This window comes from Lysinibacillus sp. K60 (assembly GCF_019731275.1).
GTDB classification, from domain to species: domain Bacteria; phylum Bacillota; class Bacilli; order Bacillales_A; family Planococcaceae; genus Lysinibacillus; species Lysinibacillus capsici.
On record NZ_JAASJR010000008.1, the window covers coordinates 64,034 to 84,046 of the forward strand.

The 20,013-nt window shown below is 38.2% G+C and carries 21 protein-coding genes and 1 pseudogene; 6 read left to right on the plus strand and 16 right to left on the minus strand.

Translation table 11 applies throughout. The annotated features are described in order from the left end of the window. Window positions 1-73 precede the first annotated feature (73 nt). The 5 genes from HCH28_RS17340 to HCH28_RS17360 form a co-directional block, all read right to left on the minus strand. A complete protein-coding gene (locus tag HCH28_RS17340; protein ID WP_221682390.1) occupies window positions 74-2,518 on the minus strand; it encodes an ATP-dependent Clp protease ATP-binding subunit in 2,445 nt (814 codons plus the stop codon). Next, a complete protein-coding gene (gene mcsB / locus HCH28_RS17345) occupies window positions 2,508-3,617 on the minus strand; it encodes a protein-arginine kinase McsB (protein ID WP_131521806.1) in 1,110 nt (369 codons plus the stop codon). The genes HCH28_RS17340 and mcsB overlap by 11 nt, the downstream gene beginning before the upstream one ends. Beyond that, on the minus strand, window positions 3,614-4,156 hold the full coding sequence (locus tag HCH28_RS17350; RefSeq protein WP_221682391.1) for a UvrB/UvrC motif-containing protein: 543 nt from the start codon (window positions 4,154-4,156) through the stop codon (window positions 3,614-3,616). Before HCH28_RS17350 ends, mcsB begins: the two co-directional genes overlap by 4 nt. Before the next feature lie 13 nt (window positions 4,157-4,169). Beyond that, window positions 4,170-4,640 (minus strand): CtsR family transcriptional regulator, encoded by a 471-nt coding sequence (locus HCH28_RS17355; RefSeq protein ID WP_004233573.1) that lies wholly within the window; start codon window positions 4,638-4,640, stop codon window positions 4,170-4,172. A 266-nt stretch (window positions 4,641-4,906) separates the two neighbouring features. Next, window positions 4,907-5,212: a DUF4870 domain-containing protein gene (locus tag HCH28_RS17360; RefSeq protein WP_004233571.1), complete on the minus strand. Its 306-nt coding sequence runs from the start codon at window positions 5,210-5,212 to the stop codon at window positions 4,907-4,909. A 125-nt stretch (window positions 5,213-5,337) separates the two neighbouring features. On the opposite strand from HCH28_RS17360, the gene HCH28_RS17365 reads away from it, so the two are divergent. Together HCH28_RS17365 and corA are read left to right on the plus strand one after the other, a co-directional pair. Then, window positions 5,338-6,021, plus strand: a complete 684-nt coding sequence (locus HCH28_RS17365; protein ID WP_221682392.1) for a class I SAM-dependent methyltransferase — start codon at window positions 5,338-5,340, stop codon at window positions 6,019-6,021. A 33-nt stretch (window positions 6,022-6,054) separates the two neighbouring features. Then, window positions 6,055-7,017 (plus strand): magnesium/cobalt transporter CorA, encoded by a 963-nt coding sequence (gene corA / locus HCH28_RS17370; protein WP_004233569.1) that lies wholly within the window; start codon window positions 6,055-6,057, stop codon window positions 7,015-7,017. A gap of 43 nt (window positions 7,018-7,060) precedes the next feature. Here corA and HCH28_RS17375 read toward each other — a convergent pair whose 3' ends face one another. Further along, window positions 7,061-7,270 (minus strand): hypothetical protein, encoded by a 210-nt coding sequence (locus HCH28_RS17375; protein ID WP_066038316.1) that lies wholly within the window; start codon window positions 7,268-7,270, stop codon window positions 7,061-7,063. Between the two features lie 285 nt (window positions 7,271-7,555). Between HCH28_RS17375 and HCH28_RS25470 the strand changes: the two are divergent. Together HCH28_RS25470 and HCH28_RS25475 are read left to right on the plus strand one after the other, a co-directional pair. Continuing rightward, window positions 7,556-8,101 (plus strand): annotated as a pseudogene (locus HCH28_RS25470) (protoglobin domain-containing protein); the annotation flags it as partial. Window positions 8,102-8,221: 120 nt separating this feature from the next. Next, window positions 8,222-8,866: a methyl-accepting chemotaxis protein gene (locus tag HCH28_RS25475; protein WP_225341061.1), complete on the plus strand. Its 645-nt coding sequence runs from the start codon at window positions 8,222-8,224 to the stop codon at window positions 8,864-8,866. Between the two features lie 36 nt (window positions 8,867-8,902). Here the strand turns inward: HCH28_RS25475 and HCH28_RS17385 are convergent, their stop codons facing one another. The 5 genes from HCH28_RS17385 to adh form a co-directional block, all read right to left on the minus strand. Continuing rightward, a complete protein-coding gene (locus HCH28_RS17385) occupies window positions 8,903-9,382 on the minus strand; it encodes an acyl-CoA thioesterase (protein WP_004233566.1) in 480 nt (159 codons plus the stop codon). A gap of 69 nt (window positions 9,383-9,451) precedes the next feature. Further along, a complete protein-coding gene (locus tag HCH28_RS17390) occupies window positions 9,452-10,879 on the minus strand; it encodes an aldehyde dehydrogenase family protein (protein ID WP_221682394.1) in 1,428 nt (475 codons plus the stop codon). 43 nt (window positions 10,880-10,922) lie between these two features. Further along, window positions 10,923-11,891 carry a DUF4003 family protein gene (locus tag HCH28_RS17395; RefSeq protein ID WP_221682395.1) on the minus strand — a complete coding sequence of 323 codons (969 nt, stop codon included), beginning with the start codon at window positions 11,889-11,891 and terminating at the stop codon, window positions 10,923-10,925. A gap of 431 nt (window positions 11,892-12,322) precedes the next feature. Continuing rightward, a complete protein-coding gene (locus tag HCH28_RS17400) occupies window positions 12,323-12,682 on the minus strand; it encodes a DUF779 domain-containing protein (RefSeq protein WP_221682396.1) in 360 nt (119 codons plus the stop codon). A gap of 21 nt (window positions 12,683-12,703) precedes the next feature. Beyond that, entirely contained in the window at window positions 12,704-14,224 is a 1,521-nt protein-coding gene (gene adh, locus HCH28_RS17405) for an aldehyde dehydrogenase (RefSeq protein WP_004233561.1), read from the minus strand. A gap of 241 nt (window positions 14,225-14,465) precedes the next feature. Here adh and rluF point away from each other — a divergent pair, with 241 nt between their 5' ends. Next, the gene (gene rluF / locus HCH28_RS17410; RefSeq protein ID WP_221682397.1) at window positions 14,466-15,167 is read left to right on the plus strand and encodes a 23S rRNA pseudouridine(2604) synthase RluF; all 702 of its coding nucleotides are present in this window, start codon (window positions 14,466-14,468) and stop codon (window positions 15,165-15,167) included. Between the two features lie 27 nt (window positions 15,168-15,194). Next, on the plus strand, window positions 15,195-15,914 hold the full coding sequence (locus HCH28_RS17415) for a DUF6904 family protein (protein ID WP_221682398.1): 720 nt from the start codon (window positions 15,195-15,197) through the stop codon (window positions 15,912-15,914). Window positions 15,915-15,955: 41 nt separating this feature from the next. On the opposite strand, the gene HCH28_RS17420 is transcribed toward HCH28_RS17415, so the two are convergent. The 5 genes from HCH28_RS17420 to HCH28_RS17440 all read right to left on the minus strand — a co-directional run bounded on the left by HCH28_RS17420 (window position 15,956) and on the right by HCH28_RS17440 (window position 19,877). Continuing rightward, a complete protein-coding gene (locus tag HCH28_RS17420; protein ID WP_202342475.1) occupies window positions 15,956-16,453 on the minus strand; it encodes a cupin domain-containing protein in 498 nt (165 codons plus the stop codon). A gap of 114 nt (window positions 16,454-16,567) precedes the next feature. Then, window positions 16,568-17,275, minus strand: a complete 708-nt coding sequence (locus HCH28_RS17425) for an ABC transporter ATP-binding protein (protein WP_004233555.1) — start codon at window positions 17,273-17,275, stop codon at window positions 16,568-16,570. Continuing rightward, entirely contained in the window at window positions 17,275-18,054 is a 780-nt protein-coding gene (locus HCH28_RS17430; RefSeq protein WP_048395513.1) for an ABC transporter ATP-binding protein, read from the minus strand. The genes HCH28_RS17425 and HCH28_RS17430 overlap by 1 nt, the downstream gene beginning before the upstream one ends. Beyond that, window positions 18,054-18,989: a branched-chain amino acid ABC transporter permease gene (locus HCH28_RS17435; protein ID WP_048395511.1), complete on the minus strand. Its 936-nt coding sequence runs from the start codon at window positions 18,987-18,989 to the stop codon at window positions 18,054-18,056. The genes HCH28_RS17430 and HCH28_RS17435 overlap by 1 nt, the downstream gene beginning before the upstream one ends. Before the next feature lie 12 nt (window positions 18,990-19,001). Beyond that, window positions 19,002-19,877, minus strand: a complete 876-nt coding sequence (locus tag HCH28_RS17440) for a branched-chain amino acid ABC transporter permease (protein ID WP_016992164.1) — start codon at window positions 19,875-19,877, stop codon at window positions 19,002-19,004. Between the last annotated feature and the right edge of the window lie 136 nt (window positions 19,878-20,013).

Here is a 20,013-nt window from a genome sequence, read left to right on the forward strand (position 1 = left end):
ATTTGTTCTTATCCTTAATTGTACAGAAAAAAAGACAGCTTGGCACTTAAAGCCTCACTGTCTTTCCTTGAAATTATTTAGAGATGGATACTCCCTCTTTTTTCTTTACAACAAACTCATCGTTTACGTAATCAATGATAACCTGATTACCCTTTTCTACATTACCCTTTAGTAATTCTTCCGATAATCGATCCTCTACTTGTTTTTGTAATGCACGACGTAGTGGACGAGCACCATATTGAGGGTCATAGCCTTCTTCAGCAATTTTCTCAAGTGCTGCATCAGTCAACTCTAACGAAATATCTTGCTCTTTCAAGCGTTTTGTTAAAGCATTGCCCATCATCGCAATGATTTCTTTTAAGTGCTCTTTTTCTAATGCGTGGAAGACAATCATTTCATCGATACGGTTTAAGAATTCTGGACGGAATGCTTTTTTCAATTCTTCTAACATCGTACCCTTCATGTCTTTATGCTTAGACTCTGCACCGCCTACATTGAAACCAAGGCTCTTTTGGTATTTTAATGCATCCGCACCAACGTTTGAAGTCATAATGACCACTGTATTGCGGAAGTCTACTACACGTCCCTTAGAGTCTGTTAAACGACCATCTTCAAGCACTTGTAATAGAATATTGAATACATCAGGGTGTGCCTTTTCAATTTCATCTAATAAAACGACTGAATATGGCTTACGACGAACTTTCTCTGTCAGTTGGCCACCATCATCGAAGCCTACATAGCCTGGAGGTGAACCTACTAGACGAGAAGTCGAATGTTTCTCCATATACTCGGACATATCAACACGAATCATCGCATCCTCATCGCCAAACATTACTTCAGCAAGTGCTCTTGCAAGCTCTGTTTTACCAACGCCTGTAGGTCCTAAGAAGATAAATGAACCAATTGGTCGTTTTGGATCCTTTAGGCCTGCTCTTGCACGACGTATTGCACGAGAAATTGCTTCTACCGCTTCTCCTTGCCCTACTACACGTTTGTGTAACTCTTCTTCGAGCTGTAATAACTTGGAAGATTCTTCAGAAGCAATTTTAGCTACTGGAATTCCTGTCCACATTGAGACAACTGCTGCTACATCATCCACAGTTACTTTAGATTCGGCTTTACCTTGCTCTTCTTTCCAATTTTTTCGGGTAACTTCAATTTCATCCTTCAGCTTTTGCTCTGTATCTCTTAGTGCTGCTGCCTTTTCAAATTCTTGACCTGATACGGCTGCATTTTTTTCAGAACGAACATTTTCAAGCTTATCCTCAAGCGCCTTTAAGTTTGGTGGCACTGCGAATGAGCGTAAGCGTACTTTAGAACCCGCTTCATCGATTAAGTCAATCGCTTTATCTGGTAAGAATCGGTCAGAAATATATCTATCACTCATTTTGGCCGCTGCTTCAATCGCTTCATCTGTAATTTTCACACGGTGATGCGCTTCATAACGATCGCGTAAGCCTTGAATAATTAGAATAGCCTCTTCCACTGTCGGCTCATCCACTTGGATTGGTTGGAAACGACGCTCTAAGGCTGCATCCTTTTCAATGTACTTGCGGTACTCATCAAGTGTTGTGGCACCAATACATTGAAGTTCACCACGTGCTAAAGATGGTTTTAAGATATTTGATGCATCAATCGCACCTTCAGCACCACCCGCGCCAATTAATGTATGCAATTCGTCAATAAATAAAATGATGTTGCCTGCTTGGCGAATTTCATCCATCACTTTTTTCAAACGATCTTCAAATTCTCCACGATATTTTGTACCTGCAACAACTGTCCCCATATCTAAGGTCATTACACGTTTGTCACGAAGGATTTCTGGAACTTCATTATTAATAATTTGCTGTGCCAATCCTTCAGCAATCGCTGTTTTACCAACACCTGGCTCACCAATCAATACAGGGTTATTTTTCGTACGACGCGATAAAACCTCAATAACTCGTGTAATTTCCTTGCTTCGGCCAATGACAGGGTCTAATGTACCTTCACGTGCAATTTGTGTTAAATCACGTGCTAGGCTATCTAATGTTGGTGTATTGGCAGCTTGAGCTGCTTGTTGGCCAGATTGTGCATTATCATTATTACCTAATAGCAATAATACTTGCTGGCGAGCTTTATTTAAGCCGACTCCCGCATTGTTTAAAACGCGAGCTGCCACGCCCTCACCCTCACGTATAAGCGCCAATAATAAATGCTCTGTACCGATATAGGAGTGACCCAATTTACGTGACTCATCAACAGATAATTCAATTACTTTTTTAGCTCTTGGCGTATAATGAACGATTGGACCGACATCTTCTTTGCCCTTACCAACTAATTCTTCAATGCCAGCTTCAATCGTTTGAGGACTAATATCAATGGCTTCTAACGCTTTCGCAGCAATACCGCCGCCTTCACGTATAAGCCCTAATAGAATATGCTCTGTACCGATAGATTCGTGCTTCCAACGAATAGCCTCTTCCTGAGCAAGCTGTAATACTTTTTGCGCGCGTTGTGTAAAACGATTAAACATCATATAAATCCTCTCCTTTTTCCCCATTTATAGGCTTATTCGCATGTTCTTGGGATAATGTCTCACGAAGCATCTCCGCTCGTACACGATCCCGTTCAGCAGGTGGTAATGCCTCACCTGCATAGTGCTGTAAAAAACCTGGTTGCATACTAACAACACATTCATTTAAGGTCGTTGCTTGTATACCATCAATCAATTGTAAATCTACTCCTAAACGAACATTAGATAGGCAAGTAGCAGCTTCCTCACTTGTTAAAATCCTTGCATGTGTAAGTGTGCCTAAAGCTCGATATACGCGATCTTCTAGCGCAAGCTCTGCCTTTTCCATTAATTTACCTCTTGCATGTCGCTCTTTTTGAATAATCTTTTCAGCGACACTTTGTATATCTGCTAATATATCTTCCTCTGTCTTCCCAAGTGTAATTTGGTTAGAGACTTGATAAACATTCCCTAAATTTTCGCTTCCTTCACCATATATACCTCTTACAGTCATTCCTAAGCGTGTCATGGCATTTATAATTTGATTCATTTGCCCAGTTAATGTAAGAGCGGGTAAATGCATCATGACGGATGCTCGTAGCCCCGTACCAATATTCGTTGGACAGCTTGTTAAATAACCAAAAGTATCTCGAAAAGCATATGGTAATACTTTCTCTAGGATACGATCAATCTTATTTGCTTGTTCATAGGCACTTTGAAGTTGAAAACTTGCTGTCATACATTGAATGCGTAAATGATCCTCTTCATTCACCATAATGCTAACGGATTCATCTTCAGAGAGTAGTATAGAGCCCACTTGCTCTTTTTTAGCCAGTTGCGGGCTAATCAAATGCTTTTCTACAAGAATTTGACGCTGTAAAGGGGTTAAATCCTTTATAGCAAAATAAGCATAATCATTTTGAAGCGTTGGGCTATCGCTGATTGCATGTGTAACGGCCTGTTCCACTTGCAGTGCCTCATTTTCTGAAAATGCTAATGGAAAACGATAGCCATCTAAATTTCGTGCAAGGCGGATCCGTGTACTAATGACGATATCTGAGTAATCATCTTTGATATGCATCCATGTTGGTGTCGCACGCTCTAAAAATGATTCAATCATCATGTCACATCACCACCTTCAAATTGTAGATGCTTCTCTAGCTCTTTGACTTCATCACGTAGCTTCGCCGCTTCTTCAAACTTTTCTTCATCTACGGCGGATTTCATACGCTTGCGGATATCCTCTATTTGCTTTTTAATAACATACACATTACTGCGAGCACCAGGCATTTTACCAATGTGTTGTGGACCTGCCTGAATACGATTAAAAAGCTTTGGCAAATGATCTCCAAATGTGTCATAACAGCTTGGGCACCCGAATTTTCCTTCTTTTAAAAATTGCTTATACGAAAATCCACATTGTGGGCATGTTTGCTGCTGTGGTTGTACCTGTTGTTTTTCCCCCACCTTTTGCCATGTAGGAGAGCCAAACCAGTTAGACAATAACTGTTGAATAGATACTGGCTCTTGTTTAAACTCTGCATGAAATGGATGGAATTGTGAGGCGCAGACGTCACAATAATGATGCTCTACTTTTTGCCCACTTTGAACTTGTGTTACTGTAACTGTCGCATTACGTTGTTTACAATGTTCGCATATCATTTCCATCACCTCACTATTTTTGTTGTTCATATTTTATTGTTGTCAGCATTGCTCGCAATATTTTTGATCGAATGACATCTCTTAATGGGAGATGCAAGTCGATCGTGGAGCGATCAATTGCTGCTAACATTAATTTCGCTTCTCGCTTGGAAATTACCTGCTCATCAATGAGTCGATAAACCAAATCTTCTGCCATCGTTTGTGATGCCCCACCTTCAATTTGCCTGAGAACATCGTCGATCAAATCAATCTGTGAATTCGCGCGGACACGTAAAATTCGAATGTATCCACCACCACCACGTTTGCTCTCAACAAGGTAACCCCGCTCGGCAGTAAATCTTGTATTAATAACATAATTTATTTGTGATGGTACACATTGAAATTTATCAGCAATTTCACTACGTTTAATTTCAATATGCCCTTCCCCACCTAATTCAAGTACTTGCTTTAAGTAACCCTCTATGATGTCTGATATATTACGCATTTTAGGAATACACCTCGCTTGCTTCACTGACTTTGACTATCTTTGACTTTCTTTGAGTATATTATACAAAACGCTTGAAAAAAATTGCAATGATTTCGCCCATAGAAAAGTGGAAAGTCTTGAAAATGGCTTTTTAATAAACGAAAAAGGCACTTTTCGATCATTTGTTTACGGTTTAATAATTTCCTCATACACCTAATGTACCCTTATTCGTCATAGAAAAAACGCAAGCATATGCAACTAGCATATACTTGCGTCTATGAAAATTATACCCAGCGACCAACAATTGGATAACGCCAAGGTTCATCAGACAATGCTTTTACGATACCGATAATCGGTACCACAAATAGCATAATGCCGAAAATGATTAAAAATGGTAAGCCAATAAGGACAAAGCTTAAAACAACAGAGATAGCAATTAAAACACCCATGACAATTTGGAATAGCAGTGCTTGAATAGAAATTGCCTTTATTTCCTCATCCGAACTAATTAAAAAGAAAATAATGGGCACTAACCATGGCGCAAAAAATGCACTTGCGTGTATGATTACTTTAGACCATTTAGACTCCATATATATCAACCCTTTCTTTGAACTTTATTCTATGTTTTATGTACTACTATTTACGGAACTATACCCGCAATAGTTTCACATTAAGAAGGATTTTTTAAAATTTTTTTGAAAGGCTGTGAGGAGCGTTGGAATTTAACAACACATTAGCAAATGAATATGAAAAGGGTATTCGCCGTACATTGCCTAGTTATGATACCATGCTACGTTTAATACAAACTTTTTATCATTCTAGGCTATCAGAAAATGCTAACATGTTAGTCGTGGGAGCAGGGAGTGGCAATGAAATTATACAGCTTGCAGAAGGAAGACCTCACTGGTCATTTACTGGCATTGATCCATCAGAATCCATGCTTACTATAGCTAAAGAGCGTTTGCTCACTCTACCAAATAATATGTCATTCCATCAGGCTACAATACTAGATGCTTCGCTGTCCTCTACTCAGTATGATGCAGCAAGTTGTGTTCTCGTCTTGCATTTTATTCACGATTATAAAGAAAAGCTAGAAACAATAAAAGCAATAGCAAGATATTTGAAACCTGGAGCACCGTTTGTCCTTGTTTCAAAATATGGTCAGCTAGGATCTTTAGAAACAGAACTACAATTTGATTTATGGCGTTCTTATTGGCTACAGCATACTAGACTTTCTTTATCCGAAGTAGCAGAGATGGAAAAATCCATTCGTTCCCTTTCTTTTATGAGTGAAGAGGAAATTTTAACACTTTTACAAAGTGCGGGCTTTACTAAACCTTCTAGATTTTTTGCCACTACTTTGTTCGGTGGTTGGGTATGCTTTAAAGAGGATCGCTAACTATTTTGTAGTAAATAATTTGAGGTGAAAACCGTGATAAGCACCATCGGCATTACAAAGCAGCAACAATTGTTAAAGGATTTTCCATTAGAAGAGATACATCAGCAAGAATTTGAATGGTATTGGGTTGATTTTAATTGTCCTACAGCGGAGGAAGAATTATTGTTGGATACATTTTTCCACTTTCACCCTCTTGCTATTGAAGATTGCTTAATGAGGTTGCAGCGTCCTAAGCTCGATTTCTATGATGATTTTCATTTCTTTGTCATTCATCGAGTAAACGAAGAGACGTTAGCTGCGGAGGAGGTTAATATTTTTGCCTCCAATAAATTCATCATAACCTTCCATAAAAATCCTGTCCCTGAGATAGAGAAGGTGCAAAAAATGCTGGAAAACCAACCGAAGAATTGGGAGCGAGGTACTGTATACCTAACGTATCAAACCATTGATAAAATTGTTGATAGTTATTTTCCACTCGTTTACAAAATTGAAGATCATCTAAATGCTTTAGAAGGTGAACTTACATACCAAAGTAATGTAAATGCCATGAAAATTGTCTTCGAGTTCCGTAGTGACTTGCTTGACTTAAGACGTACTATTTTACCAATGCGTGACCTTTTATATCGCATTCTTAATTCTTACCGTTTCTCACTAAAAAAATCGGAGAGAGCTTATTTTGGAGATATCTACGACCATCTACTTAAGCTAACAGAGATGGTTGAATCTAATCGAGAGCTTACAGCAGATATGCGAGATAGTTATATGGCTATGAGTTCTAGCCGAATGAACGGTATTATGATGACTTTAACAATTGTATCAACTATCTTTATACCACTTACTTTCATTGCTGGTGTGTATGGGATGAATTTCGATAACATGCCTGAGCTACATGGGCAATACAGCTATTTTATTGTACTCGGGATTATGATAATTATCGTTATCTTTATGTTGGCCGTCTTTAAACATAAAGGCTGGTTTAAACTGTTTAAACCATAAAAAGACTGCTCGTTTTAATAAAAACGAGCAGTTTTTTAATCTATTAATATGGTCCTCTGTCATCAATCTTATTATCACCTTGCTGTGGAAATAAAAAGTACGCTAATACCCCTGATCCCAAAGCTGCACATATTGTAATTAATAATTGCTCAATATCTGGTACCTCAGCATGATAGTTTCGTAGCATATAAACAGAGCCAATGGCAACAATCACCATAACAGGAATAACAAATTTAAAACGTTTTTTCTCCATACCACCCCTCCTTCCATTTTTATTTTCGTACGATTTTTATATTGCTAAACAGTTCGTATTTTACAGGTTTCCTATTTTAAATTCAAATTTACATTGCTTCACCATTTGGACTAACAATAAAGTAAAAAAAATAAAGAAATAACCAATTTTTTAACCAAATATTCAGCAAATAATAGTAAAATAGATTTAATACCATTTATTTATTAAATTTACAAACCTAACAAATTTCAAAAGTGCTTATTTACTTACAATTTATTATGGATATTAAGAATGGAGCAAATAATAATGAGTTGGTTTTCAAAAAATAGTAGTGCTAGCTACGCAATTACATTAACACCTGAAAATTTTAAGAGCAGTGTACAATTAGATGTATTGAACCACCCCAACCTTCAAAAACAATTACAACTTTTAAATTTAACTCTTGAGGATTTAGCTATCATTAAGCAACTACAGCCTTTAGCTAAAGACTTAATTCCTGAAATGGTGGAGAAATTTTATGCAGCCATTAGTTTGAGCCAAGATTTACTTGATATTATTAATAAAACATCACATATTGATCGTTTAAAAATTACGTTACATAAACATTTAAGTGACATTTTTGAAAGTCATATTAATGATGCCTATATTGCTGAACGAAAAGCCATTGCTGAGACTCACGTTCGAATTGGCTTGCAATCAAAGTGGTATATTGCCTCATTCCAGTCACTCACTACTACTTTTGCAAACTTTGTGAACGAGGTAGATATTTCCAAAACAGATGCTATTCGTGCTATAAACGCTTTTTGTAAAATCATTAATTTTGAGCAACAACTCGTGATTGAGGCATATGAAAAAGAGGAAGAACGTATTCGCTCAGCAGCAGATGCAACAAAAAATTCCCTTGTAACGACGATCCAAAGTACTGCAGAGGAGCTTAATGCCATTAGTGAAGAAACAGCCGCATCACTATTAGTGATTTCCTCACAAACAGATGATATTGCTGTAGCAACCAAGCAAGGATTGAGTTTCGTAGCAGATACACAAGAAAAATCAAGACGAGGCCAACAGCAATTGAAAGAACAAAATGATTTAATCCAAGTTATTTTGCAAAGTGTCAATGGTCTTGAAGTAACGATGAACCAACTACGTACCTCTTCTCAAAAAATTTCTGAAATCGTTGGGCTAGTTACAGGCATTGCTGATCAAACCAATTTATTAGCATTAAATGCTTCTATTGAAGCTGCTCGAGCTGGAGAACATGGGAAAGGTTTTGCAGTGGTGGCTGAGGAAGTTCGTAAACTTGCTGAGGAAACAAAAAATGCCGTCCAAAATGTTTCCCATCTTATTAAGGACACAGAAAGTAATATTACGACTATGGCTAATTCAGTTATTAATGTTGATCAAAAAATTCAACATAGTGTCAATACACAAGAAAGCTTATCCAAGTCATTTAATGATATTGCTGATGCAGTTTCTGGCATTCAGCAGCAATACGTAAATACATCTAGAGATATTTCAGCCATTTCTAATTTAATCACTGAATTATCGCAGGGCGCTACGCTAGTCTCTTCTTCTTCCGACTCGCTCATTAATGTTGTCAATGAACTAAATATGTAAAATAAAAAGGGAACTCATTTAGAGTTCCCTTTTTCCTTAATGCGGCAATGCACGTTTTTGTTTACGGTGCTCTCGTCTTGCTGGCCCAGTTTCAAATAAACGCTTCTCTTCATCTGTTTCAGGATAGATTGAGGGAACTGGTACGGGTTTCCCTTCCTCATTTACTGCAACCATCGTGACAAATGATTCTGTCGTTAATTTTTCCTCGCCAGTCTCAATATTGCGAGAAACAACGCGAACATAAACCTCCATTGAAGAACGTCCTGTAGACGAAACAATACTCTCAATTTCAAGAATATCTCCTACATGTGCAGCGGATAAAAAATCAACCGAGTCAATAGAAGCTGTCACTACAAGGCCTTTAGCATGTTTCATTGCTGTAATAGCAGCGATTTCATCAATATAAGCTAACACTCTTCCACCGAAAATAGAATTGTGATTATTTGTGTCTGGGGGTAATACGAGACGCGATTGAACCGTACGTGATTGGCTCATGGGTACAGCGTTGTTTGGCATAATTCTTGCAACTTCCCTTCTCATGTTGTTCTTTCGTCATCGTATCGCAGAAAAAGAGCTGATGCAAATTTAGAACGATTTTTTCATCGAAATAAATTTCATATCAGTCATTTCTTCTATAGCCCACTTAATTCCTTCACGTCCATAACCACTCATCTTTACTCCACCATATGGCATGTTATCTACTCGGAATGTCGGAATATCATTTATAATGACAGCACCAGCCTGTAATTCATCTGCTGCATATAAAGCATCTGACAATATATTCGTGTAAATACCTGCATTTAGGCCAAGGTCCGACTCATTTACAAGTCGAATTGCGTCGTCTAATGTTTCATATGAAACAATTGAGACGATTGGTGCGAATGTTTCCTGACAAACAATTTTCATATCAGCTGACACATTCGTCATAACTGTTGGCGTTAAAGTACGTTCAGTAAATACGCCTCCAGTTGCAATCGTAGCCCCCTGCTCTTGTGCCTCCTCAATCCATTCCCTGATGCGTTCCACCTCATTTGGGTTTATCATGGCACTAACATCTGTAGTCTTCTCTAATGGATCTCCTACTATAAGCCTTTCTGTTTCTGCAACAAATGCTTTAGTAAATTCATCAATAATGGAAGAATGCACATATATACGTTGTAACGAAATGCATACTTGTCCAGCAAAGTTAAAAGCACCGCTTACACAACGACCAATAATTTTATTTATTGGCGTAGATGGTTCGACAATTACTGCTGCATTAGAACCTAGCTCTAAAGTTACTTTACGTAAGCCTACTTTTTCTTTAATTTTCAAGCCAACTTTACCACTTCCTGTAAAGGTTACTTTTTTGACGTATGGATGTGTGACAAGTGTATCACTTAGCTCGCCTCCACTTCCTGTCACAATTTGTAATGCCCCATCCGGTAATCCGGCCTCTCGGAAAATCTCAGCCATAACGATAGCACTTAGTGGCGTTTGTGTTGCTGGCTTTAATACAACTGTATTGCCTACTGCAAATGCTGGACCTAACTTATGTGCCACTAAATTGAATGGAAAATTAAAAGGCGTAATGGCTGATATTACACCTAAAGGTTCTCTTTTTGTCCAGCCTATTCGATCTCCTGCTCCAGGGGCTGCATCCATTGGAACAGTCTCACCTTTTGACTGTTTAGCTCCCTCAGCCGCAAATTGATAGGTTGCGATTGTACGGTCAATTTCAGCTAAACCTGCAACAATAGGTTTTCCAGCCTCTAAGGCTAAAATCTCTGCTAGTTCTTCTTTTCTTTGTCGCATTATATCAACGACTTTATATAATATTTCGGCACGTTCGTAGGCTGTTGTCTTTTTAAACGATTGGAATGCCTGCTGCGCACCTTCGATAGCTTTCTCTACATCTTGAATAGATGCTTTAGCTACATGAGCAATAACCTCACCGCTATATGGAGAAGCTAGCTCATAGCTTTCCTCTGCATCAATCCACTGACCATTAATCCAAAGTTTTGTTTCCTTCATCCTTCAAATGCACCTCCAAATAATCATGTTCTTCTTTATTCTATCACGAAGAACTTGAGCTAGATGCAATGGCAGCTGCACTAACCGCTGCGATCATTGCTGCTTGCTGTGCTTGGATTAATAGCTCAATAGAAGACATAATGGTCATGGACAAAGACTTTTGTACCTTTGCCATATCATAAATAGCAATTTGTACAGCCATAAAGAGCACAAATTCACGATGCCATTTTAATAACTTCATGTCTTTTAATTCATGGTATAAATCAATCAACCCTTGAAGTTGTGCTTTATTCAGATTAAGTATGGCTAAAAAGCCAAGTAAAGGATAATGCATAGCCTTGACTTTAACGTTTTGCTTTTTGAGCCCATCACGAAGTGTCACAACATCTGGTACTAGCTGACCATCAAATTTGGATGATAAAAATGTTAATACCTGTGAAAGCCATTGGAGCTCATTGCCAGCATTAAAATTATAAGTTCTTAGTTCTTTATAGTATCGATTCATGGTATCCGCGCGTAATTCAACATCATCAGATGGACTGCTTAATAATATGGCATAAGGAATATCCTCATATGAGGTTAAAAATTGATGATGTTTACGTATGGCATCAAATAAGGCTCTAGCCGCCTGTGCATGTGTCTTTTTATCCTGTTCATCCTCCGTCAAAAATTGTGCTCCGATATAGCTAAAATTGCCGCTTCTGAATTTCGCCTGCTTTAAGATGCTCACATTTGTAAGTAAATTCTTTACTGCCTTTTCTGCATCACCTTGCTCCATGAGGTTGGCAGCAATACTATATCCAACTGTTGTTCGTAAAGGAGACAGCCAAGAAGATTGCTTCTTCATCTCTTGTAAAACATTTTTATACTTCGTTGCATCAAAAGTTTTTCCTGACGCTACAAATGTACTAGCAATAGCTAATACAATTTTACGGTCCACCGTCCAGCCTGCAGCCTTTGATACGTCCTCTACTGTATTAACAAATTCATTTTCAATCATCACATAATCCATATTTTTCACACTCCTTTACCCGTTTTACGTAACATAATGTAAGAAAGATTCACCCTCTTTGTAACAATTAACATAAAAAGTAAACATAATTTAATGTATGTTACTTACTTTATTTGATTTAATAGAAAATATTAACAACCTATAAAGGAGGTATGGCCGATGTTAGCAAAAACCACAAAGAAACTATTATTTACCATGACCTTAAAGGATCGATTAAATCTATTCCTTTTTCTAAGGAATTCATCCAATAATATCGCTTTACATACTCTTTTCCATAAAAATTAATATCGAAACACTTGAACGCCCAAAATCAATACTCAATATAAGAAAAGAGTCATGTGTTCTAAAGCCTCCCTTTCCATACAATAACTTTTCTACTTCCAGATAAAAAAACAGCGGCAGAAAAACTTTGCCGCTGTACAGATAACTTGTTAAATTAACCCTAGCTCTTGCACTTCTTCAGATGTGAAGGCTCTCGACCTTGTTAGGAAACGTTTTCCTTCTACGCCCTCGAGTGAAAACATGCCGCCTCTGCCATCCACCACATCCAATATGATTTGTGTATGCTTCCAGTAATCATATTGATTTTTATGCATATAGAAAGGAGCACCACCCACTTCACCAAGGCACACATCCTGATCTCCTATTAGCAAATCCCCTTCTGGATAACACATTGGTGAGGAGCCATCACAGCATCCACCTGATTGATGAAACATAACAGGTCCATGTTTCTCTTTTAATAGATCGATTAGTGCTAGCGCTTCTTCCGTAGCTAATACACGTTCAACCACGCTCATGCACCTCCCTACGAATTAGAAGAAACCAAGTTTGTTTTCGCTATAGCTAACTAATAAGTTTTTCGTTTGTTGGTAATGCGCTAACATCATTTTATGATTTTCACGACCAACACCAGACATTTTGTAGCCACCGAATGCAGCATGTGCAGGATATGCATGGTAACAGTTTGTCCAAACACGACCAGCTTGAATTTCACGACCGAAGCGATATGCCGTATTAATATCTCTCGTCCAAACACCTGATCCTAAACCATATAATGTATCATTAGCAATTTCCAATGCTTCCTCTTTCGTTTTAAATGTCGTGACAGCAACTACTGGTCCGAAAATTTCTTCTTGGAATATACGCATTTTATTATGCCCTTTGAAAACAGTTGGTTTAATGTAGTAGCCATTTTCGAAGCCTTCACCTACATTATTTTTGTCTCCTCCAATTAGACATTCTGCACCTTCTTGCTTACCAATATCTAAATAAGAAAGAATTTTTTCCATTTGCTCACTAGATGCCTGTGCACCCATCATTGTGTTTGGATCAAGTGGGTTGCCAACTTTAATGGCTTCTACTCGCTGTAATACGCGCTCCATAAATTTATCGTAAATAGATTCTTGAATTAGTGCACGTGAAGGACAAGTACATACTTCCCCTTGATTTAGAGCGAATAGCACAAAGCCCTCAACAGCTTTATCTAAAAAGGCATCATCTTTATCCATAATATCTTCAAAGAATATGTTTGGCGACTTACCACCCAGTTCTAATGTTACTGGAATAAGGTTTTGAGAAGCATATTGCATAATTAAACGCCCTGTTGTTGTCTCACCTGTAAAGGCAATCTTACCAATGCGTGGATTTGATGCAAGCGGTTTCCCTGCTTCTAAGCCAAATCCATTCACAACATTAATGACACCTGGTGGTAGTAAATCTTCTATTAATTCTAAAAGCACCATAATCGATGCTGGTGTTTGTTCTGCAGGTTTTAATACGACACAGTTTCCAGCTGCAAGTGCTGGCGCAAGCTTCCATACAGCCATTAATAACGGGAAGTTCCAAGGTATGATTTGGCCGACTACGCCAATTGGCTCGTGGAAATGATAAGCAACTGTATCGTTATCAATTTGGCTTACTGAGCCCTCTTGAGCACGTAATACCCCAGCAAAATAACGAAAATGATCAATTGCAAGAGGGATGTCTGCATTTAATGTTTCGCGTACCGCTTTACCGTTATCCCATGTTTCAGCAACGGCTAGCTTTTCTAAATTTTGCTCGATACGGTCCGCAATTTTAAGTAAAATGTTTGCGCGTTCGGTTGGTGATGTTTTGCCCCATGCATCCTTAGCAGCATGTGCCGCATCTAATGCATGTTCAATATCCTCAGCTGTGGAACGTGCTATTTGTGTAAAAACTTGTCCAGTAACAGGAGTAACGTTATCAAAGTACTGACCCTTCACTGGGGGTGTCCATTCGCCACCGATATAATTATCATATTTCTCTTTGAATTGAACTACCGATCCTTCAGTGTTTGGAAATGCATAAACCATTTTACTTCTCCCCTTTACACAATTTAATGAGAACTATCTACAAAAAACGTTATTTTATATCGGAATAACAATATTTTCATAGAAACCCTCTCACCTAATATATTGTCAGAAACATAAAATAATTTCAACTTTTTCAAAAACTTTTCCAACTAATTTATTTTTGCTAGAAAAGCTTCTAGCATTCACTGTATGTGCGACGTTAAGGTATACTTAAAAATAATATAAAATATAGGAGAACAATATGCGTATTAATAAATATTTAAGTGAAACAGGCATCATATCTCGTCGTGGCGCTGATAAATGGATAGCAGAAGGAAAGGTAACGATTAACGGAGAACTAGCAACAGTTGGTAGTCAAGTTGAAGCAGGAGACATTGTTTGCGTAGATGGTAAAGAGGTAAAGAAAGAACAACAGCTTGTTTACATTGCTCTGAATAAACCTGTCGGGATTACAAGTACGACAGAGCGTCATATAAAAGGCAATGTCGTTGATTTTGTCAATCATCCCCTACGTATTTTTCATATCGGACGTCTTGATAAGGAATCAGAGGGCCTATTGTTGTTAACGAATGATGGCGATATTGTCAATAAAATTCTACGTGCTGAAAATCATCATGAAAAAGAATATATTGTTCAAGTTGATAAGCCTATAACTGCGCAATTTATCCAAAAAATGGGCGCAGGTGTCGATATTTTAGATACAACAACCTTACCATGCCATGTGGAAAAGATTTCAGATAAAGTCTTTAAAATCATTTTAGAGCAAGGCTTAAACCGCCAAATTCGTCGAATGTGCTCAGCACTAGGGTATTCCGTTAAGCGTCTACAACGCATTCGTATTATGAATATTAAGCTTGGTAATTTAAAGGTAGGGCAATGGCGTGATTTAACGGAGAAGGAACGAGCAGAACTATTCAAACTACTCAATTACACACCAAAATAGACACATCCAAAGGGAGGGGCGAGGACTATGATATCCATTCAAAGCACAGACCAACTAACAGGGGTACGAATTAGTGCGGATTATTGGGATTTAGATGAACTAATTAATGCTATTTATAAAGTAACTGGTGATGAAAATAAATACTATGATTATCAGGGTCCTCGACTACGTATTTTAAGCGTTTGCTATAAACTAAGACATGCTATGCTTGGTGAGCATCACCTAGAGTTTGTTAGTAATGGACTTAATAAGAGTGTTCTAACACAACATGAACTCATCTTTCCAAATAAGAATGTCTATTTTTCAACAGAGATTCTTTGGCCAGAAATTATCTTTAGTGCAATCGCATTAAATGATTTTATTGACCTACACCAAAAATTAAACAATGCTTCTATATGGAATCATGAGATAGCTATTATACGCAAATTTCAAGCGGCTATTGCTGAATGTTTAGAACAGGAGGTAAGTGACGAAGATTATGTTGTGTTTTTAAGAATGTTACATGCTAAAAATCCCTTAACTTTCCGTTTCGCAACACAGTACGTGGATGTTCTAAATCTAGAATATATTGAATTAAGTAAAGAGGAACGTCAGGCGCATTTAGCTGCATTTGCTGTGCGATTAATGGTAGAGGACCATGAATATGTAGCATTAAAATCCCACCTGATGGAAGCAGCTATTGAAACGAAACAAGCATTACATGATATTCAAATTCAACTTAATTATCCTGAAGAAATACTGTGGTGAACGAATCATGCCGTCTCAAAATAATTGAGACGGCTGTTTTTCTATTCAATTGTTTTGTAGGCCATTTTATGAATAACTTCCTTGTGCTGAGGATAATCTGCTAAAAGCTCTTCCTGTGTAAACAATTCAAAATCCTCAAAGTCAAAGCCTGGCGCCACCATACATCCGACTAAACTAAATGTATCCGATTCCTCCACCGACGAGCCGAAAATTGTATGCTTTGGTACTGCAAGCTGAGGGACTTCCCCTGCTTCTATATTCAAGCCAAGCTTCTTCGCTTCATATGTCCCATCTGGGAAAATCATATGAACTGTTAGTGGGCTTCCTGCGTGATAATACCATAGCTCGTCCGATTGTAGGCGATGTAAATGTGAAATATCCTGTGAGCGCAGAAGGAAATATATACTAGTATAAATCGGTCTCTGTACATCTCTCACTGCTATATCGTCCGATGCACGAAACGATGAAATGTAATAGCCCCCTTCAGGATGTTCGGCTAACTTTAAATGTTCAATAAAATATTGTGCTGAATACTTCAAAAAGCATCACTCCTTTTTTCAACCTTACCAAAAAGTAAAGTGGAAATGCTACCTCTGATTTTCCTTCATCACGCAAGCCAAAAAGGACATCTCAACATGAGATGTCCTACATTTTTATAATCCGCCTAAATAAGCTGCCTTTACTTGCTCGCTCTCTTGTAGCTCTTTTGCTGAACCAGATAAAACAATACGCCCTGTTTCAAGTACATATGCACGGTTAGCGACAGATAATGCCATATTAGCATTTTGCTCTACAAGTAATACGGTTGTTCCTTCTTTATTAACCTGCTCAATAATATTGAAGATATTTTTCACCATCAACGGTGCAAGACCCATCGAAGGCTCATCCATTAATAACAGTTTTGGTTTTGCCATTAAGGCACGCCCCATCGCCAGCATCTGCTGTTCCCCACCAGACAATGTACCTGACTGCTGTTTTCGGCGCTCTAATAATCGTGGAAATAACTCGAAAACATGATCCATATCTTTCTTAATACCTGCTTTATCATTACGCAGATACGCACCAAGCTCTAAGTTTTCCTCAACTGACATATTAGCAAAAACACGGCGTCCTTCTGGAACGTGTGAAATCCCTGATTTAACAATAGTTTGTGCTGCTTTCCCAGCTATCGAAAAGCCTTCGTATTCAATAATGCCACCTTTTGGCTTTAATAAACCTGACAATGTCTTTAAGAGCGTGCTTTTTCCAGCACCGTTTGCACCGATTAACGTTACAATTTCACCCTCGTTTACTTCTAAAGAGAGGCCCTTTAATGCTTGGATGTTGCCATAATAAACATCGATATTTTGTACTTTTAGCATTAGCCGATAACCTCCTCTCCAAGGTACGCTTCTATTACCTTTGGATTGTTGCGAATTTCTTCTGGTGTCCCGTCAGCGATTAATTGTCCGTGATCAAGTACGTAAATACGCTCACAAATACCCATAACTAAGCTCATATCATGCTCAATCAGCAATATTGTTAAGCCGAACTCTTTACGAATAAATGCAATTAGCTCCATTAAATCGTGAGTTTCTTGTGGGTTCATCCCTGCTGCTGGTTCATCCAATAAGAGTAGTTTGGGATTTGCCGCTAACGCACGAGCAATCTCTAAACGACGTTGCATCCCGTATGGCAAATTCTTAGCTAGCTCATCTTTATAAACATCTAAGCCAAAGATTTTTAAGAACTCAATTGACTGTTGCTCCATTTCGGCCTCACCTTTGAAATGTGTAGGTAAACGAAATATAGAAGCCCACATAGAATGCTTTGCAAGTGAATGATTGGCTACCTTTACATTGTCAAGAACAGATAGCTCTTTAAATAATCGAATATTTTGGAACGTACGGCTGATCCCTTTCTGTGTAACCTGATAGGGTGCAAGTCCATTCAGTTTCAGACCATTAAAAGTAATTGTACCTTCCGTAGGTGTATATACCCCTGTTAACATATTAAAGCTAGTTGTTTTCCCAGCTCCGTTTGGCCCAATAAGTCCTACCAACTCGCCTTGGTTAAGGTACATATTAACGCCCTGTACTGCCTTTAAACCACCAAATTGAATACCCATATTTTCAACATTGATAAGAAGGTTTCCAGTCATTATTTCGTACCTCCCTTTTTACCAAACTTAAATAATTGTGTTATCTCTTTCGTTCCCATTAAGCCTGTTGGACGATAAAGCATCACGATAATTAATACTAAACTGTAGATAATCATACGTGTTTCTGGGAAGTTTGCTAGATAAGTAGACACGACTGTTAGGAAAATCGCAGCAATCACTGAACCAGAAAGACTTCCTAAACCACCAAGTACAACGTAAATTAAAATATCAAATGATTTTAAGAAACCGAATGTTGTCGGTTGAATAATGTAAAAGTTATGTGCAAAAATGGCTCCTGCTAGACCTGCGAAGAAAGACCCAATCGCAAATGCAACAACTTTATAGTAAGTTGTGTTAATACCCATCGCATCTGCTGCTATTTCATCTTCTCGAATGGAAATACACGCACGCCCATGACGAGAATTTGTAAAGTTTGAGATAACTAGAATCGTTAACACTACGCCAAAGAATGCGTATGTCCAGTTCGATAAATATTTAACCTGCATCCCTGCTGCGCCACCAACATAATCCGTATTTAAAAAGATAATACGAATAATCTCTGCAAATCCTAGTGTAGCAATCGCTAAGTAATCCCCTTTTAAACGAAGCGTTGGAATCCCTACGATTAAACCAGCAACTGCTGCTGCAGCAGCCCCTAATAAGATGGCCAATGGGAATGGTAACATTAGCTTTGTTGTAATAATAGCGGATACATATGCTCCAACTGCAAGGAACCCAGCATGCCCAATTGAAAACTGTCCAGTAACACCAATAACAATATGCAAGCTGACAGCCAACATGATGTTAATACACATTGTGATCAACATATTTTTATAGTACAAATCAATTACTTCTGTTGTAATCAACAATTGTACAACTGCATAGATGACTAGCGCTATTACGGCATAGCCCCAGAAAACTTTAGACTTTTTCATAAAACCGCTCACCTACACTTTCTCACGGGCGTTTTTACCAAAGATACCCGATGGTCTGAAGATTAAGATTAAAATTAAAATAACGAATGCCGCAGCATCACGCCATAACGAGAAGCCAAGTGCACTTACTAAGGACTCTACAACACCTAGTAACATACCACCAACCATAGCGCCTGGGATGATACCAATACCACCAAGAACAGCTGCGATAAATGCTTTAACCCCAGGAATAACACCCATTAACGGGTCAATTTTTGTATAATAAACCCCAAAGATAACACCTGCTGCACCAGCTAAAGCTGAACCAATCGCAAACGTTGCAGAGATTGTATTGTCAACGTTAATACCCATTAAGCGAGCTGCATCTGCATCGTGGGAAACAGCACGCATCGCTTTACCGATTTTTGTTTTATGTACGATGAATTGTAAAAGAATCATCAGTACAACTGCGACTGATAAAATTAAGATGGAAGTACTGCTGATTTGAACGCCAAAAATATCTAGTGATTTATTTTTGAAAACTTCAGGATATGCTGCCGGTTGAGCACCTCTGAAGAAAATTGTTGTATATTCAATTAATAGCGATACACCTATCGCTGTAATTAAAGCTGCGATACGTGTCGCATTTCGTAAACGTTTATAGGCAATACGTTCAATTAATACACCAAAAATTGCACAAACTAACATCGCCAATAATAATGCTGGGAAGAAACCAAGCTCCCATTTAGCAATAGCGTAAAAGCCAATAAATGACCCAATCATGAAGACATCACCATGAGCAAAGTTAATCAGCTTGATAATACCGTATACCATCGTATACCCTAACGCTATTAACGCGTAGATACTTCCAAGTGAAATACCGTTCACAAGTTGCTGTATCCATTCCATGCGCATTCACTCCTTTAAATTTTCTGAAAATTGAAAAATAAGTACATAGATCGATACTAAAAGTTATGTTTTGCTCTACGATTCTAGTTATCTAACACACAAAAAAGGAAGGCGTGTTTACCCGCCTCCCCCTTGC

Excerpts from the sequence above, each read along its gene's own strand:
- HCH28_RS17340 (WP_221682390.1), bottom strand. The coding sequence starts at position 2,518 with ATGATGTTTAATCGTTTTACACAACGCGCGCAAAAAGTATTACAGCTT.
- mcsB (WP_131521806.1), bottom strand. The coding sequence starts at position 3,617 with ATGATGATTGAATCATTTTTAGAGCGTGCGACACCAACATGGATGCAT.
- HCH28_RS17360 (WP_004233571.1), bottom strand. The coding sequence starts at position 5,212 with ATGGAGTCTAAATGGTCTAAAGTAATCATACACGCAAGTGCATTTTTT.
- HCH28_RS17435 (WP_048395511.1), bottom strand. The coding sequence starts at position 18,989 with ATGAAAAAGTCTAAAGTTTTCTGGGGCTATGCCGTAATAGCGCTAGTC.
- rluF (WP_221682397.1), top strand. The coding sequence starts at position 14,466 with ATGCGTATTAATAAATATTTAAGTGAAACAGGCATCATATCTCGTCGT.
- HCH28_RS17440 (WP_016992164.1), bottom strand. The coding sequence starts at position 19,877 with ATGGAATGGATACAGCAACTTGTGAACGGTATTTCACTTGGAAGTATC.
- adh (WP_004233561.1), bottom strand. The coding sequence starts at position 14,224 with ATGGTTTATGCATTTCCAAACACTGAAGGATCGGTAGTTCAATTCAAA.
- HCH28_RS17350 (WP_221682391.1), bottom strand. The coding sequence starts at position 4,156 with ATGATATGCGAACATTGTAAACAACGTAATGCGACAGTTACAGTAACA.
- HCH28_RS17430 (WP_048395513.1), bottom strand. The coding sequence starts at position 18,054 with ATGACTGGAAACCTTCTTATCAATGTTGAAAATATGGGTATTCAATTT.
- HCH28_RS17375 (WP_066038316.1), bottom strand. The coding sequence starts at position 7,270 with ATGGAGAAAAAACGTTTTAAATTTGTTATTCCTGTTATGGTGATTGTT.
- HCH28_RS17395 (WP_221682395.1), bottom strand. The coding sequence starts at position 11,891 with ATGGATTATGTGATGATTGAAAATGAATTTGTTAATACAGTAGAGGAC.
- HCH28_RS17425 (WP_004233555.1), bottom strand. The coding sequence starts at position 17,275 with ATGCTAAAAGTACAAAATATCGATGTTTATTATGGCAACATCCAAGCA.
- HCH28_RS17355 (WP_004233573.1), bottom strand. The coding sequence starts at position 4,640 with ATGCGTAATATATCAGACATCATAGAGGGTTACTTAAAGCAAGTACTT.
- HCH28_RS17390 (WP_221682394.1), bottom strand. The coding sequence starts at position 10,879 with ATGAAGGAAACAAAACTTTGGATTAATGGTCAGTGGATTGATGCAGAG.
- HCH28_RS17385 (WP_004233566.1), bottom strand. The coding sequence starts at position 9,382 with ATGCCAAACAACGCTGTACCCATGAGCCAATCACGTACGGTTCAATCG.
- HCH28_RS17415 (WP_221682398.1), top strand. The coding sequence starts at position 15,195 with ATGATATCCATTCAAAGCACAGACCAACTAACAGGGGTACGAATTAGT.